This window comes from Flavobacterium crocinum (assembly GCF_003122385.1).
Classification (GTDB): Bacteria; Bacteroidota; Bacteroidia; order Flavobacteriales; family Flavobacteriaceae; genus Flavobacterium; species Flavobacterium crocinum.
Window position 1 is genome coordinate 2,356,312 of sequence record NZ_CP029255.1, and the last position, 16,215, is coordinate 2,372,526.

The window sequence follows — 16,215 nt, forward strand, 5'->3', positions numbered from 1 at the left end:
AAGATACAGCGGACAGCCCGGCCCGGAGGGAAACGCCATGATTATTAGTGTGTTGTTTTTTAATTATTTACTATTTATATTTTTTGATTGTCAACATCATTAATGAATTTAATTACTCCATTCATGAATACTTTTTGGTCGTCCCACATGGCTAAATGGCTTCCATTGGGACAGTATAAATAACGACCTTTTTTGACTAATTTACTCTGTTGTTCCATCGCTTTTGGATCCATAGTATCATATTTTGCGCCAATCATTAGTGTTGGAATTGTAATTTCGTGGAGTCTGTTTTTAATATCCCATTTTGCTAATCTTCCGCTGATGCCAAATTCACTTGGACCTTGCATTAAAGTATAGATTTCTCCATTTACATGTTTGCTGGCTCGATTTAAGCCGTCGGGCCATTCTTCTAAACGGCATAAATGTTCTTTATAGAAATTTGGAATTAATAATTCCATGTATCTTGGATTGCTAAAATCTTTTTTAGCTTCTAAATCTCGAATTTCTTTTAGAATTTCTGGTTTCATTTGTTTCGCTAAAACCTCATCGGCGTATTTGCCATATTCAGGAGCACTTGCCATCATATTTGCCACTAATAATCCTTTTATATTTTGCTGATATTTTAAAGCATATTCCATTGCCAGAATTCCGCCCCAAGAATTGCCTAAGACATAAAAATTGTCTTTGTCAGCATTAATAGCTTTACGAACTTGTTCAACTTCATCAACAAATCGATCAATTGTCCAAAGGCTGCTGTCTTTTGGCTGATCGCTATAATAGGAACCCAATTGATCGTATTCGTAAAATTCGAACCCTTCACGCTGGAAAAAGGGTTCAAAGCATTCCATGTATTCATGTGTCATTGCAGGACCTCCATGTAAGAGTAAAACTTTAATTTTCGGATTATTGCCAAAACGTTTTGTCCAGACTTTAAATTCGCCAACAGGTGTTTTTATTGGAATCATTTTTACTCCGGCTGTTTCTACTTTATCTTTATCATAAGTAAAATAATCTGATAAAATATTGGTGTTACTTTCATTTTTACAAGAGGTTAAAAGAAAAAAAGCCAAGAGAGCAATAATTGTCCGCATAGGTTTAGTTTTAAGGATTTTTACTAATTTACGAATTATAGTTATATGTGAAATATTAATTTAAGTATTTATGAATTAGTTGTTTGTGATGTTTGTGAAACACTAAAAGTTTCTTAAATTAATTTGAAAACATTTTTTGAAGTGGTAAATTAGTAATACTACACTCTAAAGAAATGAATTATGAAAACGAAGATATTTTTAGCCATGACGTTGTTAATCTTGACAATTTCGGCCAGTGCGCAGAAAAAAATTGAAGTAACCGAACTGCCAAAACCGGCACAGGAATTTTTAAAGAAACATTTTAGCTATACTTCAGTAGAAAAAGCTCAAAAAGATCCAGAACATGGAGAAAAAGGCTATGAAGTGAAACTGAAAGACGGAACAGAAGTGGAGTTTTGGAAAGACGGTTCCTATCGAGAGGTTGACGGTGGCGACAATCCAATACCGACAGATTTTATACCTGATAATATTAAGGCTTACGTAGCGAAAAATCATCCAAACGAGAAAATAACGCACATCGACTATGGACACAAAGATCTGGATGTTGATTTGACCAATAAAATTGATTTAGAATTTACAAAAGACGGTAAAATTCTAAAGGACAAAAAGAATAATGTCAAAAATTAGATAGCAAATTTTATTTTGTATGAAATCTTGCAGAGAACATCTTGAGAGAAAATAGTTTATATTTACATCTTTATTTTTTATTTCATGGAAGAAAATAAACATGTAACGATTTATGATATTGCAGAGAGATTGAATTTGGCAACATCTACCATTTCACGAGCTTTAAAAGATCATCATACCATAAGTGATAAAACGATTAAGAAAGTGAAAAAAACTGCTGAAGAAATGGGATTTGTTCCCAATACTTTAGCGGCAGGTTTGCGCGGAAACAAAACCCGAACAATTGGTGTTTTAATCCCAACCGTTACACAGCCTTTCTTATCTTCATTAATCAGTGGAATTGAAATTACAGCTCAAAAATCGGATTATACCGTAATCATTATGCAGTCGCATGACTCGTATGAAGAAGAAGTTAATATGGCGAAATCTTTGTACAGCAATCGTGTAAGCGGTGTTATTTGCTCTCTGGCAATGGAAACCAGAGACACAGCGCATTTTCATCAGTTTTCAAACAATAATATTCCATTAGTTTTTGTCGACAGGGTTCCCAAGGATTACAATACTTTTAGAGTTGTTATTGATAATTACTCTGCAGGCTACAAAGCAACTAAACACCTTATTGAACAAGGCTGTATTCGCATTGCGCATTTAACGGCCGGCTCAGAATTAGGGAATTTATATAACGAAAGAAAAAGAGGGTATATAGAGGCCTTAAAAGATCATAATATCGAGGTTGAAGAAGAGTTGATTATCAATCTTAATTCTGTTACTTACGAAGATGGTGTGAAAGCCAGCAACGCTTTATTTGACTTAAATCCAATTCCTGACGGATTGTTTGCTCCGGGAGATATTCTGGCGGTAAGTGCGATTCAGACGGCTAAAAAAAGAGGTATTAAAGTTCCAGAAGAATTTAAAGTGATTGGTTTTAATAATGACCCGATTTCACAGATTATAGATCCTAATTTATCGACTATCACACATCCTGCTGAAAAAATGGGAAAAGCTTCTGCAGAAATTATTATCAAAAATCTAAAGTCTTCTAAGAGTGATGATGCCAAAGAAATTACCTTCTTAAATACGGAAGTATTGGCAAGAGAATCTTCAGAAAAATAAATCAGACTCAATTTGAATTAGGGCTTATCAGTTTATTTATAGCTGAATAAGCCATCAACGTTTATATTATTTTTTGGAATGAAAACCATTACACTTCCAGACGAAATGAATTTAGAAATAGCACAGCCAGTGCATGTTGTAGAATACAGCAGTTCTAAAGATGTCTCTAAACAGCAGATTATTCTCAATCAAAATATCATTAGTTTTCTCATTGAAGGAACCAAAGAAGTAATTTTTGATAATGTAGCGTTATCAATTGATCCTTCTAAATTCATCATAATGCGTTCCGGAAATTGTCTGATGACTGAAAAAAGGATTTCAGAAACTTCCAATTATAAAAGCATTCTTTTGTTTTTTTCTAATGAAATGGTTCATAATTTCATTAGAAAAATGGAATCAGAAAAATCAGAATCTATTGAGCCTAAGTCGGTTTATGATTTTGGTTATGATGATTTCTTAAAACGTTTTGTAGAGAGTTTAGCGGATATTGCTAAACTTTCAAAAACTGTTCAGATAAAACTTTTAGAAGTTAAGTTTGAAGAAATTATGCTTTATCTGACAGCTCAATATGGAACTGATTTTCTATATTCACTAATAACCAACAGTAATCAAACGGCTCAAAAATTCATTCGTACGATCGAAAACAGTCATCTTGATAAATTGACTGTAAAAGAACTGGCATTTTTGTGTAATATGAGTGTTTCGACTTTTAAAAGAGAATTCGAAAAGCACTACTCGGCTTCTCCAATGAAATGGTTTCAAAACAAACGATTAGAACATGCACATTCTTTGTTAAGTCAGGAAAAAAGCCCTTCTGAAGTATATTTTGAAGCCGGTTACGAAAACCTTTCCAGTTTTAGCCAGGCTTATAAACTCAAATATGGCGTTACGCCAAGAGAGCACAAAAAAGTTTGAGCTTTTAGCAACAGTTTTTGATCTTTTACCTAAAATGATTCAGCTGTTCCAAATCTAACTTTGCTTAAAATTTTAAAACAGATAAAATGAAAAAGCTAAGTATGATTTTGGCAATATCAGCCATTTTTTCAACATCAATTTTTGCGCAAAAAACATTTACTTTAACCAGTAAAGATTTAGGAGGAGAAACGACTAAAGTTCAGGAATTCAACGGATTTGGATGTTCTGGAGAGAATCAGTCTCCACAGTTATCATGGAAAAATGCTCCAGAAGGAACTAAAAGTTTTGCCGTAACCATGTACGATCCCGACGCACCTACAGGAAGCGGATTCTGGCATTGGGTTGTAGTGGATATTCCTGCCAATGTAAACGAATTGGTTACCAATGCAGGAACTAAAAATTTGGTTCCAAAAGGGGCGATTCAAAGTGTAACCGATTATGGAATCAAAGGATTTGGAGGGCCATGTCCGCCAGTTGGTCACGGATACCATCAATATATCATTACAGTTTATGCTTTAAAAACTGAAAAATTAGGAACAGATGAAAATACAAATCCGGCTGTAGTTGGGTTTAATCTTTGGAACCAGACTTTGGCAAAAGCCAGTATTGTAGCGTATTACAAACGATAATAATTTTAAGGTTTAAGTCTTAAATTCAACCCCGTTAAAGCAGGATAGTTTTTATAATTATCCTGCTTTAATTTGTTATAGGAATAATTTTTTCGAAAAAAAGAGAGTCAAAATTTTTTTCTTAAACAACAATCTTATATTTTTACGCAACCGATTGCGATTGTTGTTTTATTTAGGATAACGTATTTTTTGAATTAAAATTTTATCAAATACTTTTAAAAGGAAATAAAATATTGATGTTGTAAAAATGAAAGTGTAAAGAATAAATTAAAGCCAATGACTTCATTAAGATTTGTTTTCCTGTTTCTTCTGATCTCCTTTTCAGCTTCGGCACAAAAGGATTATAAATTGTGGCTTCAGTATAATTCAGTAACTAACTCAGCTGTGGCTTCAGAATACAAAAACAATCTTAAAGGCATTGTTGTTTTGGGAAATTCAGAAACCATTAAAATTGCTGAAAAAGAACTCAAAACAGGATTTTTGGATATGTTGGGAAGTATTCCAGAAATCAAACAAAATATAGAAGGAGAAAACAATCTTATCGTTGGTTCACAATTGGATTTGAGTACTGAAATCAAATCTGAACTGAAAGCGGATTTCGAAAAAATCAATAATGAGGGTTTTATTATCAAATCGATTTCTCTTCAAAAGAAAAAGCAAATCGTTATTAGTGGAAAAAATGATATTGCAGTTTTATACGGAGTTTTTAATTTTCTGAGAATACTACAAACCAATAAATCAGTTAAAAATTTAAATATTGTTGATTCTCCAAAAACAAATATCAGAATTCTGAATCATTGGGACAATCTTGACAGAACTGTAGAACGTGGTTATGCCGGATTTTCACTTTGGAACTGGCAAAAATTGCCTGATTTTATAGATCAGCGTTATATTGATTATGCCAGAGCAAATGCCTCAATCGGAATTAATGGAACGGTTTTAACCAATGTAAATGCAAATGCTTTAATTCTGACTCCTCAATATTTAGAAAAAGTGGAAGCCTTAGCGAATGTTTTCAGACCTTACGGAATAAAAGTTTATTTAACCGCAAGATTTTCGGCACCAATCGAAATTGGAAATCTAAAAACTGCCGATCCAAAAGATCCAGAAGTGATCAATTGGTGGAAAACTAAGTCGGCTGAGATTTATAAACGAATCCCGGATTTTGGCGGATTTTTGGTTAAAGCCAATTCTGAAGGTCAGCCTGGACCTCAAAATTATGGAAGAAATCATGTTGACGGGGCGAATATGCTTGCCGATGCTGTTGCGCCTTTTGGCGGGGTAATTATGTGGAGAGCCTTTGTATATTCTGAACATGATGCCAATGATCGAGCGAAACAAGCTTATGCCGAATTTCAGCCGTACGACGGGAAATTTAAAGAGAATGTAATCGTTCAGGTAAAAAACGGGGCGATTGATTTTCAGCCTAGAGAACCATTTCATCCATTATTTGGAGCGATGCCAAAAACGCCTCTCATGATGGAATTTCAAATTACGCAGGAATATTTAGGTTTCAGCACACATTTGGTTTTTCTGCCTAAATTATTTCAGGAAGTTTTAGAATCAGATACGCATCAAAAAGGAAAAGGTTCGACAGTTGCCAAAGTCGTTGACGGCACTTTATATCAAAATAAACTAACAGGAATTGCCGGTGTTGCTAATATCGGAAACGATTTAAACTGGACAGGACATCCTTTTGCGCAGGCGAATTGGTATGGTTTCGGAAGATTGGCTTGGAATCCGTATTTAGATTCTGAAATTATTGCAGAGGAGTGGTTGAGAAGCACATTTTCTAACGATGAAAATTTTATAAAACCAGTCAAAAATATCATGATTGAATCGCGTGAAGCTGTTGTTAATTATATGACGCCGCTTGGTTTACATCATATTATGGATACGGGACATCATTACGGGCCAGGACCTTGGGTTTCTAATTTATCAAGACCCGAATGGAATCCGACTTATTATCATAAAGCAGACAAAAACGGGATTGGTTTCGATAGATCGAAATCAGGTACAAATGCCGTTTCGCAATATGCTCCGGAAGTTGCCAAACTTTTTGATAATTTAGAAACCTGTCCGGAAAAAGATCTGCTATGGTTTCATCATGTTTCCTGGGATTATAAACTGAAAAACGGACAAACACTTTGGAATGGTCTGGCGCTAAAATATCAGGAAGGTGTAAATCAGGTTAGAGAAATGCAAAACGTTTGGAACAAAGCTGAAAAATATGTGGACAGTGAGCGTTTTAATGAAGTGAAAATGTTATTGGAAATTCAGCTTAAAGAAGCAAAATGGTGGCGTGATGCGTGTTTGCTGTATTTTCAGCAGTTTTCAGGGAAAGAGCTTCCGGCTGGAGTAGAAAAATCAACACAAACTTTAGAGTATTTTAAATCATTAAAATTCCCTTTTGCGCCGGGGAATGGGTAAATAAATAATTGTAACGCAGATAAAACGGATTCGTTATCGCGAAGACACGGAAAAAAAAGATTTTTAAATAAAAAATCCGTGTAAATCAGCGTTTTCGCGATAGCGAATCCGTCTAATCCGCGTACTAAAAAAATAGACATTAAAAATTATGAGCAAAAAATCGGCAATAGTAACCGGAGGAAATTCGGGATTAGGTTTTGCAACGGCAAAAAAACTTTGTGATAACGGAATCACAACTTATATAATCGGTAGATCAAAAGAAAAAACAGAAGAAGCCTGCAAGGAAATTGGAGAAAATGCCATTCCGGTGATCTTTGATTTAAATGATTTGAAAAGAATTCCGGCAATGATTGAAAGTATTACCAAAAACGGTTCAATTGATATTTTGGTTAACAATGCCGGAATCAATATGAAAAAAGAAATTCCTGATGTAACCGATGAAGATTTTCTTTCGATAATTCACACCAATTTATTAAGTGTTTTTGCTGTGAGTAGAGAAGTTGTGAAAAATATGAAAGAAAACGGAGGCGGAAGCATTATTAACATCAGCTCGATGGCATCGCAATACGGAATCCCAAAAGTAATTGCGTATTCGTCAAGCAAAGGTGCCATAGAAGCCATGACACGTGCAATGGCAACAGAATTAGCACCTTCAGGAATACGTGTAAATTGCATTGCTCCTGGATTCATTAAAACAAAAATGTCATCAACGGCATTAGATAATGATCCGGAAAGAAAAAATAAAGTATTGGGAAGAACACCAATGGGATATTTGGGAGAGCCTTCAGATATTGCAGATGCGGTTTATTATTTCGCTTTAAGCGAATCAAAATATACTACGGGTACAGTTTTGCCTGTTGATGGAGGAAATAGTATAGGGTTTTAATTTTTAAATATTTTAAACACATAGAAACATAGTTTTTTCTTTGTCTATAAAGGCGTTTCACTAGCATTAATGCACATAGCTATGTGTGAGAAACTAGTTTCTTTCTCTAATCTTTTTTGAGTTAAATATGAATCTATGTTTCTATGTGTTTAATTAATTTTTACAGAAAGGAAGTATGATAAAAATGCAGCAAACCATGCGTTGGTTTGGACCTCAAGACAACGTAAAACTTATCGATATTAAGCAAGCGGGCGCAACGGGAATTGTAACCGCATTGCATCAAATTCCTGTTGGTGAAACCTGGAGCATTGAAGCAATAAAAGAAAGACAGGAAATCATTCGCAATTATGGATTGGAATGGACTGTGGTTGAAAGTCTTCCTGTTCATGAAGAAATCAAACGAGCTTCGGGAGATTATTTGCAATATGTTGAAAATTACAAAATCAGTTTGCAAAATCTGGCGGAGTGTGGCATCAAAATCATAACCTACAATTTCATGCCGATTCTGGATTGGGTGCGAACGAATCATGATTTTATAAACGAAGACGGAAGCAAAGCTTTGCTGTACAATCAGGATGCCTTTACGTTTTTTGATGTTTTTCTTCTGAAAAGGCCGAATTCAGAAAACGATTATTCTGATGCTGAAAAAGAAAAAGCGTTACAGTTTGGAAATCAATTATCAGGAGATGAAAAAGCATTATTGTTTAAAAATGTTTTGTTGGGATTACCGGGAAGTAAAATCAATTTTACGGCAGAACAGATTTTGTCTCTTTTAGAAAATTATGCTGAAATCAACAATCAAAAACTAAGAGAAAACCTGATTTATTTTTTATCAGAAGTAACTCCGATTGCGGAGAAAAACCAACAAAAATTAGCGATTCATCCCGATGATCCGCCGTTTTCGGTTTTAGGACTTCCAAGAATTGTTTCAACAGAAGCTGATCTGAGAGCGATTTTTAGCGCCGTTCCATCAACAGCAAACGGATTGTGTTATTGTACAGGTTCATTAAGCGCCGATCCAAAGAACAATCTGGAAAAAATAATAGACGATTTCGGAGACCGAATTCACTTTTTACATCTGAGAAATACCATCCGCGAAAGCGAAACTATTTTTAGGGAATCAGAGCATTTAAACGGTGATGTCAAAATGGAAGTCATTGTTGAGAAATTATTGTTATTAATGCATAAAACCAAAACAAGCCTACCAATGCGCCCAGATCATGGTTTTCTGCATAGAGTTGATGAAGAAACCGAAACATATCCTGGTTATTCGTTGAATGGAAGATTAAAAGGTTTGGCAGAGTTACGAGGTTTGGAAATGGGAATTGGGTATAAATTGAATTTGTAATAAAAGTTATTTTCAAGTATCCTAACAGGTTTCCAAAACCTGTTAGGTATCATAAGAGGTAAAGTACTATGCACCAGTTTAAACCCGACAGGTTTTTAAAACCTGTCGGGTTTACCGATGAGAACAGGAAAAATTTTAAATAATACCTAACAGGTTTTGGAAACCTGTTAGGATGCGTATCAAATCTATGATCCTATGTGTTCAAAAATTAAAACTTCATACCTAATCCTATTGCTTTTCCTAATCGGATTAAGTACAAGTTCGTATGCTATAAATCCGGAGAAATACTTGGTGAATGAGGTTGCTAATGAAAATTTCCCTTTAGTAAGTAATGGAAAAATAACTTCGATTTTGGTTAACGATAAAGATTATTCGGGAGTTTTAAAAGTAACAGGACATTTAGAAAATGATCTTTTTAACGTTTCCGATTTACATTCGAAGAGAATAAAAAAGATTTCAGAAGCAGAAGATTTTGTTGTCATTATAGGAACACTCGGAAAAAATGAAATCATCGATCAATTAGCCAAAGAAGGAAAAATTGATGCCAATCAGCTTAAGGGAAAATGGGAAAAATTTACCACGCAGATAGTTGAAAATCCGTTTAAAGGAATCAAAAAAGCCTTGGTAATTGCAGGTTCAGATAAACGCGGAACGATTTACGGAATCTACGATTTATCGAATCAAATTGGAGTTTCGCCTTGGTATTATTGGGCAGATGTTCCAGTTAAAAAACAATCAGAATTGCATGTTTTACCTGGAATTCATTCGCAGGGAGAGCCAAAAGTAAAATACAGAGGGATTTTTATAAATGATGAAGCTCCATCATTAACAGGCTGGGCATTTGAGAAATTTGGCGGTTTCAATTCACAATTCTATGATAAAGTTTTTGAATTGATTCTGCGAATGAAAGGCAACTATTTATGGCCGGCCATGTGGGGCAGAATGTTTTATGTTGAAGATCCGAAGAACGCAGTTTTGGCCGATGAATACGGAATCGTAATGGGAACTTCGCATCACGAACCGTTGACAAGAGCACACGCTGAATGGGGAAAAGAAAAAGGGAAATGGGATTTTAACACCAATTCTGAAGCTTTGATTCAATTCTGGAAAGACGGAATTAAAAGAATGGGAAACAAAGAAACCATTGTTACTGTTGGAATGCGTGGTGACGGTGACGAACCCATGACAGAAGGAACGGCAATTGAATTATTAGAAAATATTGTAAAAACGCAAAGAAATATTATTGCAGAAGTGACCCAAAAACCAGCAGAAGAAACTCCGCAAATGTGGGCACTTTATAAAGAAGTTCAGGATTATTATGACAAAGGCATGACGGTCCCTGATGATATTACGCTTTTGTTGTGTGATGACAACTGGGGAAATATCCGCAAACTTCCGGAATTAGATTCGAAACCTAGAAAAGGCGGTTACGGTATTTATTATCATTACGATTATGTGGGCGGACCAAGAAATTACAAATGGATTAACACCAATCAAATTGAAAGAGTTTGGGAACAAATGGATTTGGCTTATCAATACGGTGTCGATAAAATCTGGATTGTAAATGTGGGCGACATCAAACCAATGGAATTTCCAATAGAGTTTTTCCTGGACATGGCTTGGAATCCTGAAAAGTTCAATGCAGGAAATTTAGAACAGTATTATTCAGATTGGGCTAAAGAGAATTTTGACAACCAGTTTACAGGAGAAATTGCTCAGATTTTAAAATTATATACGAAATACAATTCCCGAAGAAAACCTGAATTATTGGATCGTAAAACCTACAGTGTCACTAATTATAATGAAGCTGACAAAGTTATAGCTGATTATCAAAAATTGGTCAAATTGGCTGCAATTATAAATGAGAAATTGAAGCCAGAATACAAAGATGCTTTTTATCAGTTGGTTTTGTTTCCTGTTTTGGCAAGCGCCAATTTAAACGAATTGTATGTGGCACAGGCTAAAAATTATTTATACTCAGAACAGTGGAGACTTTCTGCAAATGAATATAAAGAAAAAGTAAAAGAGTTATTTGAAAAAGATTCCGAACTCACGAATTATTATCATACGCAATTAGCCAATGGTAAATGGAATCATATGATGGCGCAGACGCATATTGGTTATGATAATTGGCAACAGCCGGATAAAAATGTGATTCCAGGCACGAGATATCTTTTTCATAGTACAGCAGTAAATCAGAGAATTGCTGTTGAAGGAAAAGAAGAATCTTTTGATGGAGTTCTTAAAAATAAAATAGATTTGGTGGATTTTTCATCATTAGAAAATAATACATCATACATCGATTTATTAAATTCTGGAATAAAAAAATATACATTTAAAATTTTTTGCGATCATAATTGGATTCAGTTTTCTCAATCTGAGGGTATAGTTGATACGGAACAAAGAATTTTAGTAAATATTGATTGGAAAAAAGCCCCAAAAGGAATAACTAAGAGTCAATTTATAGTTGTTGCTAATTATCAAAAATTTATTATTCAATTAAAAACTAATAATATTAAAGCTGATAAAGTTCATGGCTTTGCTGAAAACAACGGTTATATTTCGATAGAAGCTCAGAATTATTCAAAAGCAATAAATTCTGATTCAATAAAATGGACAACAATTCCAAATCTTGGAAAAACAGCATCCGGAGTAACTTTAAAACCTTCGCATATTCATCCGATAGAAATCTCACAACAATCTCCAAGATTAGAATACAACGTTCATTTTTTTAGCAAAGGAAAGATGAAAGTAAACGCTTATTTTTCGCCAACAATCAATTTTAAAAAGGGCGACGGATTAAAATACGGAATTGCCTTTGATAATGAGAAACCGCAAATCATGAACCTCAACGCAGATGCTTCAGAAAAAGCCTGGACAGAATCTGTTGCGAATAATATTAAAATCATAACATCGACACATAACATTGAAAAAGCAGGAAATCATGTTTTAAAAATTTATGGAATTGATCCAGCGCTTGTGCTTCAGAAAATTGTAATTGAAACCGAAGAAGGAAAGGTTTTGGAGTCGTATTTGGGCCCGCCGGAGAGTTTTAGGAAGGAATGATATTTTTATAATACTACGTTCTGTTTGTCATTTCGACGAAGGAGAAATCTTCACAAGTGGCTCCACAACGAAAATCGCCAATCTTTGTAGAGTTTCTTACGAAGATTTCTCCTTCGTCGAAATGACAAGATTGTGGGTAAATATTACAATTTTAGACCTGACAGGTTTTAAAAACCTGCCAGGTCTCCGTTGAGAAAGAAAAACGATTAACTATTTAAACCAAAAAGATATGAAATGCATTAAACCTTATTTATTTGCCGTCACGGCTTTGCTGACTATAAGCTGTACGTCGCAAAAAGAAACTGCTTCGTTAAAAGATGCTTACAAAGATGATTTTTACATCGGAACTGCTTTAAGCGCTGATCAAATTGAAGAAAAAGACAAAAAAGTAGATTCTTTGATTCGAAAAGAATTTAATGCGATTACGGCCGAGAATATTATGAAATCCATGTATACGCATCCGCAGAAGGACAAATATGATTTTGTTTTGTCTGATAAATTTGTAGCCTATGGTGAGAAGAATAAAATGTTTGTTCATGGGCATACTTTAATTTGGCATAGTCAGCTGGCGCCTTGGATGGAAAAAATTGCCGACAGTACAGAAATGAAAGCGTTTATGAAAGATCATATTACAACCATCGTTTCTAAATACAAAGGTAGGATCAATTCGTGGGATGTGGTCAACGAAGCTTTAAATGACGATGGAACTTTGAGAAAATCAGTTTTTTTGAATACACTTGGTGAGAAATATTTGGTCGATGCTTTCAAACTGGCAGAAAAAGCCGATCCAAAAGCGCAGTTATATTACAATGATTATAATATCGAAGAACCAGCAAAAAGAGCAGGAGCTATTGCTTTAATCAAAAAAATAAAAGCTGAAGGCGGGAAAGTGGACGGAGTTGGCATTCAGGGACACTGGCGATTACAGAGTCCGTCATTAGAGGAAATTGAAAAAAGCATTTTAGAGTATTCTGCTTTAGGAATCAAAGTGGCTTTTACAGAATTGGACATCACGGTTTTGCCGAATCCATGGGATTTAAAAGGAGCAGATGTAAATCAGAAATTTGAAGGAAACCCTAAAATGAATCCGTATCCGGAAAAATTACCTGATTCCGTTCAGACACAATTAGCAGAACGTTATGCATCGATTTTTAAATTATTTTTAAAGCATAAAGACAAAATTAGCAGAGTTACGTTTTGGGGCGTTCATGACGGTCAATCCTGGCTAAACGATTGGCCGATAAAAGGAAGAACCAATTACCCGCTTCCGTTTGACAAGGAATTAAAACATAAACCAGCTTACGACAGCATCTTAAAGTTGAAAGAAACTAAAGAATAAGCAGTCGAAATAGCTTAAGCTTGATGAATTAATCAACAATCGGTTGTGAAATGAAAAATAACTTAAATAAAGTAAACTAAATTTGCATAATATGTTTTTTTGTCTAATTTTACACAACCGATTGTTTTAGTTGTAATTCGCTTTCCTGCAAGGTTTTCAAAACCTTGTAGGTATGGATTTTAAAATTGTATGAAAAACAACTGAAACCTCAAAGGTTTTGAAAACCTTGCAGGATCGGGACTAACTAACCACAAAACCACCAATGAGTAACATTTCACAAAAATTATCCATCAAAGAAAAAATTGGATACAGCTTAGGAGATTTAGCTGCCAATTTAGTTTTTCAGACTTTGATGACCTATCTGGCGTATTTCTACACCGATATTTACGGATTATCACCAACAGATTCTTCCATCATCATGCTGATTGTAGGATTGGTTGCAGCTTTTATTTTCAATCCGATTATTGGGGTCTTGGCAGACAGAACCAGTACGAGATGGGGAAAATTCAGACCTTGGATTTTATTGACCGCAATTCCGCTTGGAGTAGTAGCCTTATTAGCCTTTTCAACTCCTGATTTCTCTTATAAAGGAAAAGTGATTTATGCTGTTGTAACGTATACTTTACTTCTTCTTTTTTATGCCGGAAACAATCTGCCGTATTCTGCCTTAAGCGGAGTAATTACGGGCGATATGAAAGAACGAAACAGTATGTCATCGTATCGGTTTGTTGCGGTAATGTTTGCACAGTTTTTCGTTCAGGTTTTTATGCTTGGCATTATCAAAAGTGCCGGAAACGGAGATAAAGCAATCGGGATTGAAAAAGTAATGACCGCTTTGGCGATTATTGGAACGATCATGCTTTTAATTACGTTTTTAACGACGAAAGAAAGAATTATTCCAAAACCAGAACAAAAATCAAGCGTAAAAGAAGATTTGAGTGATTTGATTAAAAACAGACCATGGGTAATTATGCTTTCGCTGACGACTTTGGTTTTTGTGACTTTGGCTATGAAAGGCGGTTCGTATGTATATTATTTTGAGAATTATGTAGATAAAGAAAAATTAGCCGTTTTTATTCAGCCTATTTTAGATTTTCTAACGAATATCGGATTGAATCATTTTGGGAATGATCCTGTCTCAGCAGGTTTCGGACTCTTTAATGCAGGCGGAATTATCTTTATGATTGTCGGAATTACGTTGTCTAAAAACTTGGCTGATAAATATGGAAAACGAAACATATTCGGATTGTTTTTATTCATTTCGACACTGTTTATAATCGCTTTTTATTTCTATCCGCCAACATCAATCGGATTGATATTTTTCTCTCAAATCCTGCACGGATTTTTCTACGGAATCACAATCCCAATTTTATGGGCAATGATTGCCGATGTTGCCGATTATTCGGAATGGCTTAATAATCGAAGAGCGACAGCAATTATTTTTTCAGCAATGATGGTAGGTTTGAAAAGCGGATTAAGCATTGGAGGTGCTTTAACGACATTATTCCTGGGCCATTTTCATTATGTCCCAAATACACCTCAGCAGTCGGAGACAGCTATAAATGGAATTAAATTATTAGTTAGTATTTTTCCTGCAATCCCTTTTTTGATTGGAGTCGGATTGCTGTTTTTCTATAAAATCGACAAAGCGATGGAAGTGCAAATTGAAACAGAACTTAAACAAAGAAGAACTTAATTATTTAAAACAAAGATACCACTATGCCTGAAGATAGCATTGAACACATTAATTTTGAGGAAATTAATGATTTGGCGATTTCAAAGCCATTAGTATCTCATATGTATACAGCCGATCCTTCGGCGCATGTATTCAATGGGAAGATTTATATTTATCCGTCGCATGATATAGATGCCGGAATTCCGTTTAACGATAACGGCGACCATTTCGGGATGGAAGATTATCACGTTTTTTCGATGGACACGATATCATCAGAAGTTGTGGATAACGGAGTAGCGCTTCATGTTGATGATGTGGCTTGGGCCGAAAAACAAATGTGGGCACCCGATGCAGGACATAAAAACGGAAAGTACTATTTGTATTTTCCAGCCAAACGTGCCAATGGAATTTTCCAGATTGGAGTGGCGATAGGCGACGCACCAGAAGGGCCGTTTATACCTCAACCTGACGCTATAAAAGGAAGTTACAGTATTGACCCGGCCGTTTTTGAAGATGGAGACGGAAAACATTATATCTATTTTGGAGGTATTTGGGGTGGACAGCTTCAGAAATACCGAAATAATGTATACGATTCCAATAACGAAGAACCTTTTGGAAATGAACCTGCTTTAGGGCCAATCGTAGCTATGCTTCGCGATGATATGCTGGAATTTGCCGAAGAACCAAAAGAAATCCAGATTCTGGATGAAAACGGAAAAGTGATTTTGGCAAGCGATAACGACCGTCGTTTTTTTGAAGCTTCTTGGGTTCACAAATACAACGGAAAATACTATTTCTCCTATTCGACAGGCGATACACATTTTATCTGTTACGCTATTGGTGACAATCCGTATGGACCGTTTACGTATCAGGGAAGAATTTTGAATCCCGTTGTAGGCTGGACTTCGCATCATTCTATTTGTGAAGTTGAGGGAGAATGGTATTTGTTTTACCACGATTCGAGTTTGTCAAAAGGCGTAACACATTTAAGAAGCATGAAAGTAACCAAAATCGATTATCTCGAAGACGGTTCAATCGTAACAATTGATCCATACGGAATTAGAAGATTGTTTGATTAAGATTTTAGAAATAAAAA

At 35.1% G+C, this 16,215-nt stretch carries 12 protein-coding genes; 11 read left to right on the forward strand and 1 reads right to left on the reverse strand.

Features of this window, described 5'->3' with window-relative positions:
- Nucleotides 1-74 precede the first annotated feature (74 nt).
- Nucleotides 75-1,091 (reverse strand): proline-specific peptidase family protein, encoded by a 1,017-nt coding sequence (locus HYN56_RS10760; protein WP_109192159.1) that lies wholly within the window; start codon nucleotides 1,089-1,091, stop codon nucleotides 75-77.
- 180 nt (nucleotides 1,092-1,271) lie between these two features.
- Between HYN56_RS10760 and HYN56_RS10765 the strand changes: the two genes are divergently transcribed.
- The 11 genes from HYN56_RS10765 (at nucleotide 1,272) to HYN56_RS10815 (ending at nucleotide 16,198) form a co-directional block, all read left to right on the forward strand.
- The gene (locus tag HYN56_RS10765; protein WP_109192160.1) at nucleotides 1,272-1,718 is read left to right on the forward strand and encodes a PepSY-like domain-containing protein; all 447 of its coding nucleotides are present in this window, start codon (nucleotides 1,272-1,274) and stop codon (nucleotides 1,716-1,718) included.
- Between the two features lie 84 nt (nucleotides 1,719-1,802).
- Nucleotides 1,803-2,831 carry a LacI family DNA-binding transcriptional regulator gene (locus tag HYN56_RS10770; protein WP_109192161.1) on the forward strand — a complete coding sequence of 343 codons (1,029 nt, stop codon included), beginning with the start codon at nucleotides 1,803-1,805 and terminating at the stop codon, nucleotides 2,829-2,831.
- A 78-nt stretch (nucleotides 2,832-2,909) separates the two neighbouring features.
- Nucleotides 2,910-3,746 (forward strand): helix-turn-helix domain-containing protein, encoded by an 837-nt coding sequence (locus HYN56_RS10775; RefSeq protein WP_109192162.1) that lies wholly within the window; start codon nucleotides 2,910-2,912, stop codon nucleotides 3,744-3,746.
- A gap of 86 nt (nucleotides 3,747-3,832) precedes the next feature.
- Nucleotides 3,833-4,375, forward strand: a complete 543-nt coding sequence (locus tag HYN56_RS10780; protein WP_109192163.1) for a YbhB/YbcL family Raf kinase inhibitor-like protein — start codon at nucleotides 3,833-3,835, stop codon at nucleotides 4,373-4,375.
- 276 nt (nucleotides 4,376-4,651) lie between these two features.
- A complete protein-coding gene (locus HYN56_RS10785) occupies nucleotides 4,652-6,805 on the forward strand; it encodes an alpha-glucuronidase family glycosyl hydrolase (RefSeq protein ID WP_109192164.1) in 2,154 nt (717 codons plus the stop codon).
- Between the two features lie 148 nt (nucleotides 6,806-6,953).
- Nucleotides 6,954-7,691, forward strand: a complete 738-nt coding sequence (locus HYN56_RS10790) for an SDR family NAD(P)-dependent oxidoreductase (RefSeq protein ID WP_109192165.1) — start codon at nucleotides 6,954-6,956, stop codon at nucleotides 7,689-7,691.
- A gap of 184 nt (nucleotides 7,692-7,875) precedes the next feature.
- Nucleotides 7,876-9,039: a mannonate dehydratase gene (uxuA, locus tag HYN56_RS10795; protein WP_109192166.1), complete on the forward strand. Its 1,164-nt coding sequence runs from the start codon at nucleotides 7,876-7,878 to the stop codon at nucleotides 9,037-9,039.
- 195 nt (nucleotides 9,040-9,234) lie between these two features.
- Nucleotides 9,235-12,105: a glycosyl hydrolase 115 family protein gene (locus HYN56_RS10800; RefSeq protein WP_109192167.1), complete on the forward strand. Its 2,871-nt coding sequence runs from the start codon at nucleotides 9,235-9,237 to the stop codon at nucleotides 12,103-12,105.
- 229 nt (nucleotides 12,106-12,334) lie between these two features.
- Nucleotides 12,335-13,444, forward strand: coding sequence for an endo-1,4-beta-xylanase (locus tag HYN56_RS10805; protein ID WP_109192168.1), 1,110 nt, complete (start codon nucleotides 12,335-12,337; stop codon nucleotides 13,442-13,444).
- A 262-nt stretch (nucleotides 13,445-13,706) separates the two neighbouring features.
- Nucleotides 13,707-15,140 carry an MFS transporter gene (locus tag HYN56_RS10810; RefSeq protein ID WP_109192169.1) on the forward strand — a complete coding sequence of 478 codons (1,434 nt, stop codon included), beginning with the start codon at nucleotides 13,707-13,709 and terminating at the stop codon, nucleotides 15,138-15,140.
- A 23-nt stretch (nucleotides 15,141-15,163) separates the two neighbouring features.
- On the forward strand, nucleotides 15,164-16,198 hold the full coding sequence (locus HYN56_RS10815) for a glycoside hydrolase family 43 protein (RefSeq protein WP_109192170.1): 1,035 nt from the start codon (nucleotides 15,164-15,166) through the stop codon (nucleotides 16,196-16,198).
- Nucleotides 16,199-16,215 lie beyond the last annotated feature (17 nt).

Bases quoted from the DNA above. Each gene is read 5' to 3' on its own strand.
- HYN56_RS10760 (WP_109192159.1), bottom strand. From the start codon at position 1,091: ATGCGGACAATTATTGCTCTCTTGGCTTTTTTTCTTTTAACCTCTTGT.
- HYN56_RS10765 (WP_109192160.1), top strand. From the start codon at position 1,272: ATGAAAACGAAGATATTTTTAGCCATGACGTTGTTAATCTTGACAATT.
- HYN56_RS10770 (WP_109192161.1), top strand. From the start codon at position 1,803: ATGGAAGAAAATAAACATGTAACGATTTATGATATTGCAGAGAGATTG.
- HYN56_RS10775 (WP_109192162.1), top strand. From the start codon at position 2,910: ATGAAAACCATTACACTTCCAGACGAAATGAATTTAGAAATAGCACAG.
- HYN56_RS10780 (WP_109192163.1), top strand. From the start codon at position 3,833: ATGAAAAAGCTAAGTATGATTTTGGCAATATCAGCCATTTTTTCAACA.
- HYN56_RS10785 (WP_109192164.1), top strand. From the start codon at position 4,652: ATGACTTCATTAAGATTTGTTTTCCTGTTTCTTCTGATCTCCTTTTCA.
- HYN56_RS10790 (WP_109192165.1), top strand. From the start codon at position 6,954: ATGAGCAAAAAATCGGCAATAGTAACCGGAGGAAATTCGGGATTAGGT.
- uxuA (WP_109192166.1), top strand. From the start codon at position 7,876: ATGCAGCAAACCATGCGTTGGTTTGGACCTCAAGACAACGTAAAACTT.
- HYN56_RS10800 (WP_109192167.1), top strand. From the start codon at position 9,235: ATGTGTTCAAAAATTAAAACTTCATACCTAATCCTATTGCTTTTCCTA.
- HYN56_RS10805 (WP_109192168.1), top strand. From the start codon at position 12,335: ATGAAATGCATTAAACCTTATTTATTTGCCGTCACGGCTTTGCTGACT.
- HYN56_RS10810 (WP_109192169.1), top strand. From the start codon at position 13,707: ATGAGTAACATTTCACAAAAATTATCCATCAAAGAAAAAATTGGATAC.
- HYN56_RS10815 (WP_109192170.1), top strand. From the start codon at position 15,164: ATGCCTGAAGATAGCATTGAACACATTAATTTTGAGGAAATTAATGAT.